Origin of the sequence: Marinobacter sp., assembly GCF_041690615.1 — a bacterium.
Classification (GTDB): domain Bacteria; phylum Pseudomonadota; class Gammaproteobacteria; order Pseudomonadales; family Oleiphilaceae; genus Marinobacter.
Genome location: NZ_JAWLGY010000007.1, coordinates 74,313 through 91,749, shown reverse-complemented (window position 1 = coordinate 91,749; position 17,437 = coordinate 74,313). Strand labels below are relative to the sequence as shown.

Annotated in this window: 16 protein-coding genes; 9 read left to right on the top strand and 7 right to left on the bottom strand. The window is 59.3% G+C overall.

Annotation, left to right across the window (positions count from 1 at the left end; translation table 11 throughout):
• The first annotated feature begins 31 nt into the window (after positions 1–31).
• Entirely contained in the window at positions 32–1,018 is a 987-nt protein-coding gene (gene senB / locus ACESMZ_RS07195; protein ID WP_372957597.1) for a selenoneine biosynthesis selenosugar synthase SenB, read from the top strand.
• On the opposite strand, the gene selD is transcribed toward senB, so the two are convergent.
• From selD to recQ, 6 genes are all read right to left on the bottom strand, one after another.
• A complete protein-coding gene (gene selD, locus ACESMZ_RS07190; RefSeq protein ID WP_372972409.1) occupies positions 1,002–3,272 on the bottom strand; it encodes a selenide, water dikinase SelD in 2,271 nt (756 codons plus the stop codon). The two genes, senB and selD, sit on opposite strands and share 17 nt — an antisense overlap.
• Positions 3,269–3,961 carry a helix-hairpin-helix domain-containing protein gene (locus tag ACESMZ_RS07185; protein ID WP_372957595.1) on the bottom strand — a complete coding sequence of 231 codons (693 nt, stop codon included), beginning with the start codon at positions 3,959–3,961 and terminating at the stop codon, positions 3,269–3,271. Before ACESMZ_RS07185 ends, selD begins: the two co-directional genes overlap by 4 nt.
• A 122-nt stretch (positions 3,962–4,083) precedes the next feature.
• Complete coding sequence (locus tag ACESMZ_RS07180; RefSeq protein WP_372957594.1) at positions 4,084–4,494, bottom strand: hypothetical protein; 411 nt, start codon at positions 4,492–4,494, stop codon at positions 4,084–4,086.
• A gap of 207 nt (positions 4,495–4,701) precedes the next feature.
• Entirely contained in the window at positions 4,702–6,255 is a 1,554-nt protein-coding gene (locus ACESMZ_RS07175) for a GNAT family N-acetyltransferase (RefSeq protein ID WP_372957593.1), read from the bottom strand.
• Positions 6,256–6,369: 114 nt separating this feature from the next.
• Complete coding sequence (locus ACESMZ_RS07170) at positions 6,370–7,320, bottom strand: hypothetical protein (protein ID WP_372957592.1); 951 nt, start codon at positions 7,318–7,320, stop codon at positions 6,370–6,372.
• Between the two features lie 103 nt (positions 7,321–7,423).
• On the bottom strand, positions 7,424–9,286 hold the full coding sequence (gene recQ / locus ACESMZ_RS07165) for a DNA helicase RecQ (protein WP_372972408.1): 1,863 nt from the start codon (positions 9,284–9,286) through the stop codon (positions 7,424–7,426).
• Between the two features lie 171 nt (positions 9,287–9,457).
• On the opposite strand from recQ, the gene ACESMZ_RS07160 reads away from it, so the two are divergent.
• From ACESMZ_RS07160 to ACESMZ_RS07125, 8 genes are all read left to right on the top strand, one after another.
• Complete coding sequence (locus ACESMZ_RS07160) at positions 9,458–10,666, top strand: 1-acyl-sn-glycerol-3-phosphate acyltransferase (RefSeq protein WP_372972407.1); 1,209 nt, start codon at positions 9,458–9,460, stop codon at positions 10,664–10,666.
• 1 nt (position 10,667) lies between these two features.
• On the top strand, positions 10,668–11,330 hold the full coding sequence (locus ACESMZ_RS07155; RefSeq protein ID WP_372957589.1) for an alpha/beta hydrolase: 663 nt from the start codon (positions 10,668–10,670) through the stop codon (positions 11,328–11,330).
• Positions 11,327–11,899 (top strand): ACP phosphodiesterase, encoded by a 573-nt coding sequence (locus tag ACESMZ_RS07150; protein WP_372957588.1) that lies wholly within the window; start codon positions 11,327–11,329, stop codon positions 11,897–11,899. Before ACESMZ_RS07155 ends, ACESMZ_RS07150 begins: the two co-directional genes overlap by 4 nt.
• A gap of 132 nt (positions 11,900–12,031) precedes the next feature.
• Positions 12,032–13,168 carry an acyltransferase family protein gene (locus ACESMZ_RS07145; RefSeq protein ID WP_372957587.1) on the top strand — a complete coding sequence of 379 codons (1,137 nt, stop codon included), beginning with the start codon at positions 12,032–12,034 and terminating at the stop codon, positions 13,166–13,168.
• A 91-nt stretch (positions 13,169–13,259) separates the two neighbouring features.
• Complete coding sequence (locus tag ACESMZ_RS07140) at positions 13,260–13,865, top strand: ATP-dependent zinc protease (protein ID WP_372957586.1); 606 nt, start codon at positions 13,260–13,262, stop codon at positions 13,863–13,865.
• Positions 13,866–13,919: 54 nt separating this feature from the next.
• Complete coding sequence (gene chaB / locus ACESMZ_RS07135; RefSeq protein WP_372957585.1) at positions 13,920–14,150, top strand: putative cation transport regulator ChaB; 231 nt, start codon at positions 13,920–13,922, stop codon at positions 14,148–14,150.
• A gap of 77 nt (positions 14,151–14,227) precedes the next feature.
• Positions 14,228–15,208, top strand: coding sequence for an aldo/keto reductase (locus tag ACESMZ_RS07130; protein WP_372957584.1), 981 nt, complete (start codon positions 14,228–14,230; stop codon positions 15,206–15,208).
• A gap of 170 nt (positions 15,209–15,378) precedes the next feature.
• Positions 15,379–16,299: a 2-hydroxyacid dehydrogenase gene (locus ACESMZ_RS07125; RefSeq protein WP_372957583.1), complete on the top strand. Its 921-nt coding sequence runs from the start codon at positions 15,379–15,381 to the stop codon at positions 16,297–16,299.
• Between the two features lie 131 nt (positions 16,300–16,430).
• On the opposite strand, the gene ACESMZ_RS07120 is transcribed toward ACESMZ_RS07125, so the two are convergent.
• Positions 16,431–17,405, bottom strand: coding sequence for a 1-phosphofructokinase family hexose kinase (locus ACESMZ_RS07120; RefSeq protein WP_372957582.1), 975 nt, complete (start codon positions 17,403–17,405; stop codon positions 16,431–16,433).
• Positions 17,406–17,437 lie beyond the last annotated feature (32 nt).

Sequence of the window (17,437 nt, the reverse complement as noted above, 5' to 3'; positions counted from 1 at the left end):
TCACCAGACACATCTGAATGGTAGCAACTTAATGAAACTACTGCTATTGACTCCCGCGCCCCCGGGCTCACTGTCCGGCAACCGGGCGACGGCAGAACGCTGGGCGAAGTTGCTGGAGAGTCTCGGTCACCAGGTGACAGTAGGAACCAACTATGACGCCCACCAGGCCAGTGACGCCGATGTACTGATTGCGTTGCACGCCTGGCGCAGCCGGGATGCCGTCGCACGCTGGCGCCGGGAACAGGGGCGCAAGCCATTGATTGTCGCTCTGACGGGCACGGATCTCTATCGGTTCCAGTACAGCCACCCCGAGTCCACCCTTGCCACAATGACCGCCGCCGACGGGCTTGTGGTGCTGCACAACCTGGCCTGGCAGGTGGTTCCGGAGGGTCTGCGAACCCGCATCACCGTTGTGCTGCAATCCGCCGCCACCCCGGACCGGGCCAGCAGGCCCGCGGCTGACCATGATCGCTTTGAACTTTGTGTCATCGGGCATCTCCGGGAAGAAAAAGACCCTTTGCGGGCTGCCTTCGCCGCCCGGACGCTACCCTCTAAGTCACGCATTCACATACTGCAGGCGGGCAAAGCCCACGATAACAGCTGGGCCGAGGCTGCCAGGAACGAGATGATCACTAACCCCCGTTACCAGTGGCTGGGTGAAATCCCGAGGGAGCAGACCTCACAGCTGATGAGCCAGTGCCGCGCCATGGTGATCAGCTCGACGATGGAGGGCGGTGCCAATGTGGTGTCTGAAGCCTGCCGGGCCGGCCTTCCGGTTCTGGCGTCGAACATCCCCGGCAATCTTGGCCTGCTCGGAGAAAAGTACCCGGGCGTCTACCCCGTTGGTGATGAGCGGGCATTGGCGGAGCTGATGCTCAGGGCAGAGCGGGAGCCGGAGTGGCTGGACAATCTGCGCCGTATTGTTGACGGATTGGCACTGGAATTTACACCGGAAAGGGAGCGAGCCTCCCTGGAGGAGGCCCTGGCAAAGGCGGCTGCCCTCAGTCCCGCAGGCTGATGGGCTCGATAGCCTCACCCTGCTCAGTGACTTCGCCGATAATGGCGGTCAGCGGATAGCCCAGAGCGCGGAGTTCTGCCACGCAGGACTCAGCCTGGTCAGCCGGAACGCTGGCCAGCAGCCCCCCCGCAGTCTGGGGATCGAAGATCAGGGGATAGCGGGGATGGTCAACCCACCTTGCCTGGTCCCGGATACCCCGACGCAGGCGGATATTGGCGGGCTGCAGCGAGCTGAGGATACCTGCGGCAGCGGTCTCTTCGGCCCCGGGCAGCACCGGGATGGCCGACAGGTCCAGGATGGCATCCACTTCAGAGGGGCGGGTCATTTCAACCAGGTGGCCCAGCAGCCCAAAACCCGTCACATCAGTACAGGCCTTGGCGCCATAGCGAAGCAGGCAACGGGCGCCTTCCTGATTTGACTGGATCATGGAGGCCAGGGCTGCATCGATCCAGCGGCCCCTGGCAGCAAGCCTGGCGTGGGCCGCGAACAGGGTTCCGGTACCGATGGCCTTGGTAAGAATCAGCTTGTCGCCCGCCCTGAGTCCCCCCTTGCTCATGACCTTGTCAGGATCAATCAGGCCGTTGACGGCAAAGCCCAGGGCAAGCTCCTTGCCTTCACCTGTGTGCCCGCCTACCAGGGCGCAGCCGGCTTCATTAAGTACTTCAACGGCGCCGGACATCATCTGATAGACCACGTCCTCCACCTTGGACTCGATACCGTAAGGCACCGTGGCCACGGCGGTAGCGCTCTGGGCTTCGGCACCCATGGCAAACACATCACCCAGACTGTGATTGGCGGCCACCTTGCCGAATACATAGGGGTCATCAATAAACGCCCGGAAGAAATCCACTGTGTGGACCACGGCCTTGCCCGGCGGCACGGTCAGAACGGCGGCATCATCCGGCGCATGCAGGCCCACGAGAATGTCCTCGCGCTCGATGGGTCGCAGCTCGCCGAGTGCCCGGGACAGGACGGTACTGCCCACCTTGGCACCACAGCCACCACAACGCATGGCCACGGCCGAGATCGCCTGGGAGGCCTCTTCCGGGTTCTGCGCTGCGGAGGTATCCGGCAGGGCGGAGGACTCCTCCATAGCTGGCAGTTCATTGAATTTTTTCATGAAGCGCCGGTCGATCCAGTCCTTCCATCGCCATATCAGGCGGCCCTGGGCGAACCGTTCGCCTTTCGACGCGATGGCGTATTTGTCGCCGGTGCTGATCAGTGCCAGCCAGGTTTTCTGGGGGGTAAACGGCTTGGGCGCCTTGCCAAGGGCGGCGCGGCGCAGGTTGTCTGCCAGTGGGGGCCCCTGGCGTACCGCGAAGACGCCGGCCTTTTCCCGGGGGTGGTCCACCACGTTGGCGATATCGCCGGCAGCGAAGATATCGTCATCGGTTTCACTTTGAAGGGTGTCCCTACACCGAATAAAGCCGCCGTCATCCAGCGCCAGGCCGGTGTCCCTGAGCCAGGCAGGGCCGCCGGCACGGGTGACCCAGAGCACTTCGTCCAGGTCGAAGGAGTGGTCGCTCTCGGTACGCAGATGGCCATCCTCCACCCGGGTAACGGCACTGCCGAGATGCAGGTGGACACTGCGCTTTTGCAGGGTCTTGCTGAACGCCTCTCGCACCCGCTCATTATGGGTCTGCAACAGCTCGCTGGCCTGGTCAAACAGGTGGAACGACAACTGGTCCGGGTCTTTGCCCCGGGCCGTGTATTCCTTGCGCAACCGGTGCTGCATGGCGAGGGTGAGCTCAACACCGCCGGCCCCCGCGCCTACCACACCGACTGACAGTGGCCCTTCGTGGGTCTCTGCCCGCTCCAGTAATGACAACCAGCGCTGATTGAAGCCGTTGATGGGTTTGACCGGTACCGCATGGTCACTGGCTCCGGGCACTTCGTTAACCCGGGGTGTGGAGCCAATGTTGATGGACAGAAGATCGTAGGGAACAGACGGTCGCCCCCGGCAGATGATGCGTCGGGCCTTGCGGTCAATGCCGATGGCCTCGTCCCGGTAAAAGCGGGCGCCGGCGAACTCGGCCAGCTTGCTCAGGTCGATGTGACAATCGTCGTAGCTATAATGCCCCGCCACATAGCCGGGCAACATGCCAGAGTAGGGGGTGTGCGTGTCGCGACAGATCAGTGTCAGGCGAACACCCGGCACCGGTTTCATCGCAAAACGCTTGAGGACTCCAACGTGGCTGTGGCCACCACCTATCAGTACGATGTCACGCAGTACCGGCTGTTCCGTTTCCTTCATCCGATCAGTTTCTTCGCTTCGTCGGGCCAGCTCCGGAAGCCTTTCGTACCGGAGAACTGATTAAGCTTCTCCTGTTCGGCTTCAGTCGGATTGGCGATCTGGTTAATGGAGGTAATGCCTGCACCCTGCAGCTTGCGGGCGGTAACCGGGCCAATACCCTTGATTCTGGTCAGGTCGCTCAGGTCGTTACCCTTGCTGGCGGCCTTCGCGGTAGCGGTAGCCTTGCGGGCACCGGCTTTGGTGTCTGTTTTAGCTTTGGAGGCACTGGCCTTTGCCTTGGCAGCGGTCTTCTTGCCCGCACTCTTCGCGGTCTTTGCAGTGCTGGTGGCTTCTTTTTCAAGGGAGCGTGTCACCGCCTCCTGGCCACGCTTCGCTTCCCGCTGGGCAATGCCCAGACGATCCATGACCGTGTCCTGGATCTTCTGGAACTCCTCCATGCGACGATCCAGCTCGTCATGGAAGCGTTTCATTTCCCGCTCACGCAGTTCGTCGATTTCCTTCATCAGCTTGCGAACCGGCTCCTGAATCTGGTTCTGGAGTGAGTCCAGCTGCTTGAAGGCATCGTCCACCAGCTTCTCGATCTGGGTGGAGGTTTTTTCGAATTCCTTGTTGACCTTCTTGACGATCTTGTCGACGTTCGGCCGGCTATCGCCGGATTTGGTGTTTTTGGTGTTCTTGCTCTTTGCCATGGTGCCACTCCCTGTTCACATCGTGTGACGAGCTGATGGTTTATACCACTGTGAAGGCCGACCGGATTACCGGGTCGGAAAATCGGATTGCCGAGGGAACATGGGGTAGGCGGTATGACCGGTCAGGCCGTTGCCCCCATGCCAGTGTTCTCGCGTCGTGAGAGCAACGACTGCTTGCGATCAAGTACGTCACGTATGCGCCTCAGCTGCTCAGACTCATCGGTTTTTGGCCGATAGTCGCTTTCAATAAAATCAATGGAGTAGAAGAAATTGCTACAGTATTTTCTGCGTTCTGTGATCAGCCCTGTCAGACCGCTCGCAAGCAGGTTCTCGAAGGGCATGGTCATTTCCAGCTCCAGGCCGAGGGTGTCCCCCGGCTCGAATACCTTATCGGTTTTCAATACACACCCGAACTGATTCAGATCAAACAGTCTGGCTTCAACCCGTTCCTTGCGAAACAGGCCCTTCCGGAGAGTGAAGCGTGCCAGCAGGTCTGGCAGCGGGGTGTGGTAGCGGTTATCTGGCATCTGCATGGTGCTTTCCGGTACTTTCAACTCTCACCGACATCTCGCGCGGATATCGCCCCGGGCCGTAACGTCGCCAGTGACGGTCAAGGTTACAGGTTTGCCATTCTGATTAAACCTTAGCCACGCCTGGTGGCCAAGGCAATATTTTCAGGGCAATAGCGAAGGTTCTTAATGTGAGGCAGCGCCCGTTTTCAGTAATTCTGAGGCGCGGTCTCAGGATTCGTCCTCTACGATATCATGATCCTTGTCGTTCGTGTGGAGGGTATACAGATCCGTCCGGCGATCCTTCAGGTTGGTTACGGACCCTTCCGCACGAACCAGCTTGAGCTTCTCCAGGTCCAGGTCCGAGAACATGATCATTTCGGTATTGGGCGTCGTCTCTGCCATCACCGCATCGTGGGGAAAGGCAAAGTCCGACGGCGAGAATACCGATGACTGGGCATACTGAACGTCCAGGTTTTCCACCTTTGGCAGGTTGCCGACGCTTCCGGTGATGACCACGTAACACTCGTTCTCGATGGCCCGGGCCTGGGCACAGTGGCGCACCCGCAGATAGCCGTTCTTGGTGTCTGTCCAGAAGGGCACACAGATAATATCGACTTCTTCCGCTGCGGCAATACGACCCAGTTCCGGGAACTCAATGTCGTAGCAGATCATGATAGCCACCCGGCCGGCATCGGTGTCGAATACCTGAAACCGATCGCCTCCCTCGATAACCCAGTCACGTCGCTCATGAGGCGTGATGTGGACCTTGCGCTGTTCATCCACGCGGCCGTCCCGGTGACAGAGATAGGAAACATTGTAGACCCGGTCATCCTCGATTAACGGCATGGACCCGGTGATGATGTTGATGTTGTAACTCACCGCCATTTCTGACATTTCATTGCGGAACTGCTCGGTGAAACCGGCCAGGAAGCGAATTGCCCGGGTCTGGTCCATCTGGTCAGTGAGACCCATCAGCGGTGCATTGAAGAACTCAGGGAAAATGGCAATGTCGCTCTTGTAATCCGAGAGGGCATCCACGAAGTACTCCACCTGCCGCAGAACTTCGTCCACAGAGGTGAATTCCCGCATCTGCCACTGGACGGCCCCCATGCGGACCTGGGTCTTGCGGGTATTAACCACCGTGGAGGGGGGAGTGTAGAGTATGTTGTTCCACTCAAGAAGTGTGGCATAACCCAGTGATTTCTGGTCTTCCGGCAGGTACTTGTGCATCAGCCGGGTAACCTGGAAATCGTTGGACAGCTGGAAGCTGAGAATGGGGTCGTAGATTTCCTTGCGATCCACCCGCTGAATATACTCTGCCGGCGTGTACTGGTCCGCGTACTTGTGATAGTTCGGAATCCGGCCGCCGGCCAGGATAGCCCGCAGGTTCTTGGAACGGCACAGTTCCTTGCGGGCCTCGTACAGACGTCGACCCAGGCGGTAGCCCCGGTAATCCGGATGAATGAACACATCCAGCCCGTACAGGGAATCACCGTTGGCGTTATGCCAGATTTTTTCGTTACGGAGAATCAGGTCGTCGTAGGTGTGAGGGTTGCTGAAGCGCTCATACTTCACACAGACGGTTAGCGCCACGGCAATCAGCTCGCCGCTGTCTTCAATACAGATCTGCCCGTCTGGAAACTGCTCGATCAGGGCATTGATGGTTTCCCTCGGCCAGGCCCCGCCAATATCGTCGTAAACGCGGTCCATCAGCACCTTGAGTTGCTCATAGTCGCCTTCGGTCAGATTGCGCAGGTTAAGGTGCAGTTCTTCATGTGCCATATCGGGACTGGCTCCGGTTGCTGAAACAGAAAACGAATGAACGGATTATAGACGGTTACGGGGTACCCCCCGCAATGGATGTGGTTTTCTGGGCGGGGTGAATCCGAGTGCCGGTCAGTTCGAGGTCGTCCCGATGCGGATGCGGCGACGGAGGGTCTCCAGGGCCTCCCGTCCCACCGGGGCGGAATCCGATCTGAGAAAGGGATTCTTCAGAATGAGTATCTGCCGCTGTTCCAGGTTCAGGGAGTCTACCGCCCGACCGTAGTATTCAAACAGGAAACGGGAAAAGCTGCCGTCTTCGATGGCCCTTTCCAGTCCGAGCTGAATGCGCTGGGCGGCGTCGTGGTCCCGGGGGCCTACAAAAAAATAGGAGGGCATGGGGTAGGCCAGCAGCAGGTTGGGCTCTATGGCAAGTTCGTGATCGTGCACCTGGTCCAGGTCGTAAAGCACTTCGCTGACGCCCCGGGCGAAGCAGTCGAAACGACCGCCGGCCAGCATGGTGAACAGGGTTTCGAAGCGGGTATGGGTGACCACCTTGACACCATTTGCCCGCAGTATATCGGTGTCTGGCCAGTGCGCACCCTGACCAATGCTGATCTCCCGGTCTGCCAGGTCTTCAATTCCACGGATATCACGGAAACGATCAAGCTGATTCTTGCGCACCACACATACCCGGAAGCCCAGCAGTCCGCCATCGATGGGCAGGGCAACGGCATTCAGGGAATCCTCCCGGGCCGGCGAGGTGGCCACATTGGCGATGTCTACCTGTCGATCCGCCGGGTCTCGTCGCAACTCCAGCAAGGCGCGGCCCTGGACCATCTCTGTGGAACGGGTTATGCGGTAGTTGCCATATTCAGGGGTCTTGTCGAAGGCAAGCTCAAGGGCGGCACGTACTGCCGGACTATCGTAATTACGGTACCAGAGGCGGTACTCGCGGGGTTCCCCGGCGGAAGGGAAGGTGGCGCCGGAAGGAGTGGGCTCAGCGGCCCGAACGCCCGTGCCGAAACAGAGCGCACCGGCCAATATGACTGTGGCAAGGGGATGGTAGAAGGGGGCGACAGCCATAGACAGTTTCCATACTTCTGGACGCCAGGCACCAGCGCCGGTATCAGTTCACCAAGAGTGTAGCGTTTTTACGGACGTTGAATAGTCCACTGTGACCCGTATTTCACTCCTCACGCGGCAGTGAGTTCAGTACTTCGAGGAAAATATCACCATACCGCTCGAGCTTGGCGGAGCCAACGCCGCTGACCTGCGACATTTCATCCAGCGTGGTGGGCCGGCGCTCCAGCAACTCCTGCAGGGTGGTGTCGTGGAAGATCACGAACGGCGGCACCCCCTGGTCGTCGGCCAGTTCCTTGCGTTTTACCCGCAAGGCTTCCCAGCCGACCGGGTCAGAAATGTGCGAACTATGCTCTGTGCGGGTCTTCGCAGCACGCCGGGAGGCCTTGCGTTCCGGGTCCTTGCGAAGTTCCATGGTGGCCTCCCCCCGCAGTACCGAGCGGCATTGTTCGGTCAGAACCAGGGCACCGTAGCCTTCGGGATCAGCACGCAGGTACCCGTTCGCTACCAGTTGGCGGAATACAGATTTCCACTGGGTGGCGGATAGCTCGGTACCGATACCCCAGGTGGAGATGGCCTGGTGGCCGGCCTGGCGAATGCGGTCATTGTCTGCGCCCCGCAGCACGTCGATCACATAGTTGACCCCGAACCGCTGCCCCGTTCGATACACGCAGGACAGGGCCTTGCGTACCGCCTCGGTACCGTCCCAGGTTTCAGGGGGCGTCAGGCAGGTATCGCAGTTACCGCAAGGCGCCTCAAGCACATCACCGAAATAGCGCAGCAGGGCCTGCCGGCGACAGGTGGTGATTTCGCACAGGCCCAGCATGGCGTCCATCTTCTGCCGCTCAACCCGCTTGAAGTGGTCGTTGCCCTGGGAGGCCTCAAGCATCTGGCGAAGCTTGATCACATCCTGCAGGCCGTAGACCATCCAGGCAGTGGAAGGGTTGCCATCCCGGCCGGCCCGGCCGGTCTCCTGGTAATAGGCTTCCAGGCTTTTGGGAAGGTCCAGGTGGGCGACAAAGCGCACGTCCGGCTTGTCGATGCCCATCCCGAAGGCGATGGTAGCCACTACGATAACGCCGTCTTCCCGCAGGAAACGCTCCTGGTTCGCCGCCCGTTCCTCCGAGGTCAGGCCAGCGTGGTAGGGAAGGGCGTTATAACCCTTTTGCTGAAGCAAGCGGGCAGTCGCGTCCACCTTGTTGCGGGAGAGACAGTAAACGATACCGGAGTCGCCGGGATGCTCGTCACGGATAAAGTCCAGCAGCTGTTTGTTGGCGTTGGTCTTGGGGGCTATGCGGTACTGGATGTTGGGGCGGTCAAAGCCGCTGATAAAGTGCCGGGCACCGGTCAGTGAAAGTCGCTCGGCGATTTCCTTGCGGGTGCGTTCATCGGCTGTCGCGGTGAGCGCGATCCGCGGAATGGCCGGGAACCGTTCGGCCAGAATGCTCAGCCCGAGATAGTCGGAGCGAAAGTCGTGGCCCCACTGGGATACACAGTGGGCCTCGTCAATGGCAAACAGCGACAGGGAGGCGTTATCCAGAAGTTCCAGCATCCGGGGCTGCAGGAGCCGCTCTGGCGCACAGTACAAGAGGTCAAGCTCGCCACGGAGCAGGGCGTTTTCGGTCTGCCACGCCTGCTCCGGTGCCATGGAGGAGTTCAGAAAGGCCGCCTGAACACCCAATTGCTTCAGGGCCGCAACCTGGTCCTGCATCAGGGCAATCAGGGGAGAGATAACGACACCGGTGCCCGGACGCACCATGGCCGGTATCTGATAGCACAGCGACTTGCCGCCACCGGTGGGCATCAGCACCAGGGCATTGCCCCCGCCCACCAACTCGTGGACGATGTCTCCCTGCAAGGGCCGGAAGGACTCGTAACCAAACACCTGGTGCAACACCTGCTCCGGGCTGATCGTCGGTGTTACCGGTTTTTCCGTGCTGAGATTGTCGAAATCCGTGTATGGGTCCATGGGTGTGAGGCCGGTTCTGAAACGAAGCCGGGATGATAACAAAACCACGGCCGGGTTGTCGGGAGGAGGCACGATACGCTCCGCCGCGATACAATAGCGCGGTTTTTCACCCCGGCCCACCACGCCGGATCTTGTCGTTTTCCAGGAAAAGGCAACAAAAACAGGATCGTAATGCAGGAATTTGATGCTATACGTCCCTATGGGGACGAGGAGGTCGAAGGCGCGGTAAAGCGCCTGTCCAACGACCCGGATTTCTTGTTGATGGTGGGCCGTTTCCGGTCGCCGTTTCTTGCGCGCTGGTTTCCGGGGCTGCTGCGCAACCGGGTGAGAGCCTGGCTGTGGAAGCAGTTTGGCAGCGCCCGAGCCATCCGTGATATCCAGTTGCGGGTGGCCGAGCATGTGACGGAGCTGGTGAACCGGACAACCACAAGGCTCACGTCCTCTGGCCTTGAGCGCCTGGACCCGGAGAGCTCCTACCTGTTTATCTGTAACCACCGGGACATCGTGTTTGACCCCATGGTGGTCAACCACCTGCTGCATCTGCACGGGTTCGATACCACGCGCATTGCGATTGGTGACAATCTGCTCAAGAATCCGGTGTTTGCCGAGATGATGCGTCTCAACAAGAGTTTTGTGGTGCAGCGGGACATCCAGAGCCCGCGGGAAATGCGGCAGGTGTTCCTGACCCTGTCCGGCTTTATCAACCACAGCCTTGACGACGGCCACAGTATCTGGATTGCGCAGCGGGAAGGCCGCGCCAAGGACGGGGTTGATCTGACTGATCCCGCCATCATCAAGATGTTTTATATGAGCCGCAAGAAAGAGGGGCTGGGTTTCGCGGAGGCCATGAATCGCATGCGTATCGTGCCGGTTTCCATCGCCTATGAGTACGACCCCTGTGATGCTGATAAGGCGCGGGAGCTGGAAACCCGGGACCGAACCGGCTCCTACACCAAGGCGGAAAACGAAGACTCCGAGCAGATCGTCAAGGGACTTACCGGCTTCAAGGGCCATGTTCACGTGCATTTTGGCGTGCCCATCAGCGACGCACCGGACAACGCCAAAGACCTGGCTGCCCGGATCGACGCCGAAATCCACGCCAATTACCACCTGCACGCGTCCAACCTTGTGGCCTATAACATGAAGGGCATGCACCCTTCGGCCCATGACACCCCGGAAAATGTAAACGAAGAGGTGGTCACTGCAGAGAGCTGGACCCGGGCCGAGCTTGAGGCCGCTGAAGAGGAACTCGAGCGCCGCATCAACGCCTGCGACGCGGCCATCCGGCCTTACCTGGTTGCCATGTATGCGAACCCGGTGATCAGCTCCCTGACCGCCCTCAATGCGTCTCAAACGCACCAGACTGTATCCGAGAGGTAGTATGCAGAAACTCGACTATATCCAGCTCGACACCGGAGAAAATCCGGACGCCGCAGTTATCTGGCTTCACGGCCTGGGTGCCAGCGGCCATGATTTCGAGCCGGTGGTCCCAGAACTTGGTCTGCCCCAGGACGCCAGGGTACGCTTCATTTTCCCCCATGCACCGGAAATGCCTGTCACCATTAATGGCGGCATTCGTATGCCGGCCTGGTATGACATAAAGTCCCTGGAGCTGGGACGGACGGTGGACAAGGATCAGCTGGTGGCGTCTGCCGGGGCTGTGGCCGCCCTGGTGGAGCAGGAGATCGGGAGAGGCGTGAAGCCGCAACGGATCGTGATCGCCGGGTTTTCCCAGGGGGGAGCCGTCGCCTATGAGCTGGGCCTGAGCTATCCGGAGCGGCTGGCGGGCATTCTTGCCCTGTCTACCTATTTCGCCACCGCCGATTCCGTCGACTGTTCCGACGCCAACCGGGACATCCCCATCAGCGTCTACCACGGCATCCATGATCCCATGGTGCCGGAAGCCCTGGGCCGGGAGTCCGTCGAGAAACTCCGCCATATGGGCTATCAGGTAGAGTACGAGACGTACCCCATGGAACACGCTGTCTGCCTGGAAGAAATACACGCCATCGGACGGTTCCTGCGCAACGTGCTGGCGCTGTGAACCACTTTGCCCACCTGTACCTTGCCCACCCGACGGTGGAGTCCCGGGTGGGTAACCTGCTGGGCGACTTCGCCCGAGGCGTCGACCCGGCCCGTCTGCCCGAGCCGGTCAGGGCAGGGCTGGAACACCATCGGGCGGTGGACGCCTTTACCGATGCCCACCCCGAGGTGCTGGCCTGCAAGGCACTATTTTCGCCCGACCGGCGGCGTTTTGCCGGCATCGCGCTGGATATCCTGTTTGACCATTATCTGTTACGTCACTGGGACAGCTTTGGTCACTGCGACAGGAGCGGATTCATTCAGGAGTTGTACCGGGACCTGGAGCAGGGCACGGACCTGATGCCCGTGGAAATGGCCCGGGTTACCCGGAGGATGGTCACCCACGACTGGTTTCATGCCTACCAGGATCTGGAGAACGTGGGTGCTGCCATGGACCGGGTGGCACAGCGAATCCGCTTTCGGCACCAGTTTGCCGGTATCATCGACGAAATCCGGCCCCTTGATGAGGAGCTTGAGGCCCGGTTCCTTGAATTTTTCCCGGACCTGAAGGCCTTCAGCGACGCACGCTAGCGCCAGAGGCTTAACATCCTTCCATAATTCGGACACATGACAGTCACCACCGGTCTGGTAACCTGATTTTTCAAGGTTCGGTGCCGCCTGACAAGCGGGTACCAGGGAGATCACGACGCAGGGAGCGAAGGCATGTTCACCCGACTGGAATCCTTACGAGGACTCGCGGCCGTTATGGTCGTGCTGTACCACTCACCGTTCCGTTTTGCGGATACCTCCGCAGCCATCATTACCAACAGCTACCTGTTTGTTGACCTCTTCTTTGTTCTGTCCGGGTTCGTGATGGCCTATGCCTATGGCGACAGGATACGCAGCGGCATGGGGTTTGGAGAATACATTGCGCTGCGCCTGGGTAGGCTCTATCCACTGCATCTGTTCACCTTGTTGTTGTGGCTGCCCTATGTGCTGATAAAACAGCACCTCTATGAAATCGGGTTCGGTGGAACGAACCAGTTCGACGAGAACAACCTGTACACGTTCACAACCAACCTGTTTCTCGTTCATGGCCTGGGCATTAACGACTCCCTGAGCTGGAACCACCCGAGCTGGAGTATCAGCACCGAGTTCTTCGCCTATGTCGTGTTCTTTCTGACCGCAGCCACGATCGACCGGGGGCGAAGACTTTGGCTGCCGCTGGTGTTGTCTGTTGCTCTGTACAGTCTCATTTTCCTGGTTGTTCAGCCCGATGAGCTGCAGATCACCTACGACTTCGGGCTGCTGCGCTGTCTGGCGGCGTTCTACCTTGGCGTCTTCGTTTTTCGCGTGCGAGGCATCCGGACTCTGGACCGCCTTTCGCGCCCTGTAGTGACGGTACTCGAAGTCATCACATTTACCGCAGTGATTGTGACGATAGCCCGGGCGGACAACGGCTACCCGATGATCGTCGCCGCCATGATCAGCTTTGCCTTGGCGGTGTTTGTGTTCGCCACACAGGGTGGGGGAGTCATCAGCCGTGTGCTGGACCTGGGCCTGATCGGCAAGATAGGCGTGTGGTCGTTCTCCATATATATGATGCATCGACTGTTACAGTTTGGTGTATCCAACCTGTTCGAATTCATCCTCGGGATTGATCCGAAAGTACCGACCGGCTGGGTGTCCGTAGGCCTCAACATAGCCATGCTCGTGCTTATCATTATCGTGTCCCGCTGCAGCTATGAGTGGGTGGAAAAACCTTGCAGGGACTGGGTAAAAAATCGTCTTCGCAGGCCCCAACCGCCACTCGCCGATGCCTGCCAGCCAGCCACTGGTGCCGGCAAATTACAGGACTGAAACTGAACTTTGCCAACCCCGTCACGTAACATCCCAGGTCAGTCGGGTGACGAAAGTCCTGACCAGAAACGAGGCAAGGAGGTATGTGCCTATGGAGTCCGGTGTCGTATTACGCGGTTATCTGTTTGGGTTTGTCGTTGCGGTGGGGCTTATTTTTCAGGGCCCTGCGTTCGCTTCTACCGAGGACAATTCCGAACCGGGGCCTGAGCGCATGGGGTTTGTGGAATGGGTGGTGATGAAAGACACCGGGCTACGCATGAAGGCCCGACTGGATACCGGCGCCAAGACGTCTTCACTTCATGCCACGGATGTGGAAGGTTTCGAAAAAGACGGAGATGACTGGGTACGTTTCCGTCTGCCACTGGACGACCACAATGATATCGACTCACCGGAAAACGAAGGCGTTGTGCTGGAGTTCGAACGCCCGGTAGAACGAACCGTGCTCATCAAACGCAAAGGCGCGGACTCACAGAAACGGTTTGTTGTGGAAATGGAGTTCTGCATCGCTGGGAAGGTGCATCAGACCGAGTTTTCTCTTACAGACCGGGGGCACTTCAAATATCCGGCCTTGCTGGGCCGTCGATTCATGGGTGACGACAACGTGCTGGTAGACTCTGCCGAGAGCTTCATCGCAGAGGCGAAGTGTGAGTACAACGCCATCGAGAAGATCGCCGAACTACCGGAAGCCAGAAGCTGACACCGCTCAATAATGCAGTGCGGCTCTGAACCGTCTATTAAGGAGGATGAAACGATGCCATACAGCAAGAACAGCGAACTGCCTGACAACGTCAAGGATAACCTGCCATCCCATGCCCAGGAGATCTATCGCAAAGCGTTTAATTCCGCATGGGACGAATACAAGGACCCGAAAGACCGCCGCGGAGACGCCGGGCGTGAGGAGACCGCCCACCGTGTAGCCTGGTCAGCCGTAAAGCAGGAATATCATAAGGAAGGTGATCGCTGGGTGAAGGACAAGGACTGATATACCTGTTTGATTTCCTTGCGCCGGTTGACCATATTAAGGATCGGAAATAACAGATCGGATCCAGGAGTGCATCAATGAAATACCGGCGTCTCGGTAACAGCGGGCTGAAAGTATCGCCCTTGTGCCTGGGTACCATGACCTATGGGACCCCGGCGTGGCGGGAATGGGTACTGGACGAACAGGCCAGCCGCCCCTTCCTGAAAAAGGCACTGGATGCCGGCATCAACTTCTTCGATACCGCAGACATGTACTCCGAGGGCGAATCGGAACGGGTGGTCGGTGGCGCACTGATGGACTATGCGGACCGGGAGGAGTTCGTCCTCGCCACCAAGGTATTCATGCCGATCGGAAAGGGCGCCAATCGTGGCGGCCTGTCCCGCAAACACATCATGGACGCCATTGACCAGTCCCTGCAGCGGCTGGGCACAGACTACATCGACCTATATCAGATTCACCGCTGGGACTACGACACACCCATTGAGGAAACCATGGAAGCGCTTCACGATGTCGTGAAGGCTGGCAAGGCACGCTACATCGGCGCCTCATCCATGTTTGCCTGGCAGTTTGCCAAGGCTCAGCATGTGGCCGACCGCAACGGCTGGACACGGTTTGTCAGCATGCAGCCCATGTACAACCTGATCTATCGGGAAGAGGAGCGGGAGATGTTTCCGCTCTGCCATGACCAGGGCGTGGGCGTTATACCCTGGAGCCCACTGGCCCGTGGCGTTCTTGCTGGCAAGGCGCAGGGGCAGGGCGCGGCCACGACCCGTGGACGTACCGACGAGAATACCCGCAAATGGCACCTGGGCAGCGATATTGACCAGCCAGTTATCAATGCCCTGAGCGCCATCGCCCAAGAGCGGAACCTGCCCATGGCCCAGATTGCATTGGCATGGGCGGCTGCCAACCCCGTCGTGACGGCCCCCATTGTCGGTGTCAGCAAGGAACAGCAGCTCGACGATGCACTGGCGTCCCTGGACATCCAGCTAACGACCGAAGAGAAAGAGCGCCTCGAAGCGAACTATGTTCCCCACGAGGTTGCCGGACATGCCTGAGCAAGGCAATTAATAAGCTTGACGTGCTTTCCAGTATCACCAGCAGCCTGCCTGTTGCACAAAGTACTGGAATGTATCGCCTTGCTCACCTTGCGGGCCCCGGTACCTGCCAAGGTTTTCGTTATAACCACAGCCTCGCTTCCTGATAAAAATAGAGAAGGACCCTGGCAATGGCCATTGATATCCTGATTGCGGGGCGTTTACCGCCCAATGTACTTCCCCAGCTGGAAGAACGATTTCGGCTTCATAGTCTGCCGGCAGACGCGACTGGGGCCGGTGCGATTTTGCAGAAGGTCGGAGGCTCCGTCCGGGGACTACTGACCAATGCCGCCCAGGGGGCGCCGGAGGCCTTGTTGGCGGCGTTGCCGAACCTGGAGATCATTTCCTCGTCCGGGGTGGGAACCGATGCCCTGAATGTGGCAATTGCCGAGAGCAGGGGAATCAGGGTTGAAACGACGCCCGGAGTACTGACCGAAGATGTGGCGGACGCCGCTATTGCGCTCATGCTGGCGACGAGCCGGCGGCTGATGCAGGCCGAGCGAAATGTTCGGGCCGGTCGCTGGCTGAAGGATCTGCCCCTTGGCAACCGGATGACGGGCAAGCGGCTCGGCATCCTGGGCCTGGGCAAGATCGGACAGGCGGTTGCCAGGCGGGCTTCCGCGTTTGATATGCCCATTGCCTACCATCAGCGCAACCGCAATCCGGAGGTTTCCTATACCTACCATGACTCGCTGGTGTCACTGGCGACTGCGAGCGACTTTCTGGTGGTCATCGTCCCCGGCGGCTCTGCCACGGAGCACATGGTGAACGCGCAGGTGCTCGATGCCCTGGGGCCGGAGGGTATACTGGTGAACGTGGGCCGCGGCAGCACCGTAGATCAGCCGGAACTGGTGCGTGCCCTGGAGCAGGGTCGAATTCGGGCTGCCGGGCTTGACGTGTTGGCGGACGAGCCCAACGTACCGGAAGCCTTGCTGGCACTGGAGAATGTTGTCCTGACACCGCACTACGCCAGCGGCACAATCGAGACCCGGCTGGCCATGGGGCAGCGGGTGGTGGATAACCTTCTCGAGTATTTTGCTGTTGAGCTATAGGTACCGGGCACACAGTGGAAGGGGGGCTAGATTAAGTCTCGGTTTCTGGGCAAGCATAACGTATTTAACATAATATACATTATGCGCAATACAGTGGTGATATTTGGTCGTCCAGGTTCGGGACGAAACGATCAACGTAGAACCGATTTTGTGCCTTGCCTCTCCATCTGGCTAAAGATCGCCTCGACCCGGTCCAGACCTGCCAGCAGATTTCCCGGCGAACCAATCGCAGAGGCCGCACCGGCAACGCCCCAGGCCAATGCATCGGCTTCCGGGTCTCCATGATCGAGGCTGTGGAGCATCATGGCGACAAAGCTGTCGCCCGCTCCGAGGTGATTTACTACGCTCACTGTCGGTGGCCTGGCCTCGAACATCTGTCCGCTTGCCGTTACCATTAGCGCACCCTCCGCTCCCTGGGTGACCACCAGCAGCTTCGCCATGCCTTTTTCGACAAGCTTCTTCATCATGTCCAGCTGGCTGCTGTGCTGCCAGTCACCCCGGTAGCCCAGCTGGGCAAGTTCCTTGCGATTGAGCTTTGCGAGATAAACGCCGGCGGCAAGCGCCGGTTTCAGGGCCCTGCCAGATGTATCGAGCACTACCGGAATCGCCCGCTTTGCGGCCTCAGTAATGAGTTGACCATAGAAGTCATCGGGTACACCGGATGCCAAACTGCCGCTGAGTACCAGATAACGGGTCTGTTCGCTGACATCCAGTACGGCGGACTGGCAGGCACGCCACTCGGTTTCAGCGAGCTCCGTCCCCGGGAAAACCAGATGAAACATGCGCCCGGTCGTCGTTTCGGTCAGGGCCAGGTTCTGGCGGGTCGATTTGCGCAACGGAATGCGCTCGCACGGCACCGACTCACCACGAAGCATGGCTTCTACCTGGTCACCGTTGTCTCCACCACCGGGAAAGATGGACCATACCCGGTTCCCCAGCCGATGAAGGTTACGTGCGACATTGATCCCGCCCCCGCCTGGCTCTGTCGCGACTTCGATGCACCGGGTTTTGGCGTCTTCGCTCAGGCGGTCGGTCGTGGCATAAAGATCCAGCGCCGGGCTCATCGTCAAAGTGGTAATAACGGTTTCAGTGGGAGATTGCTTCATTTCCACACTCCGGCAGCCATGAGCCAGCCATG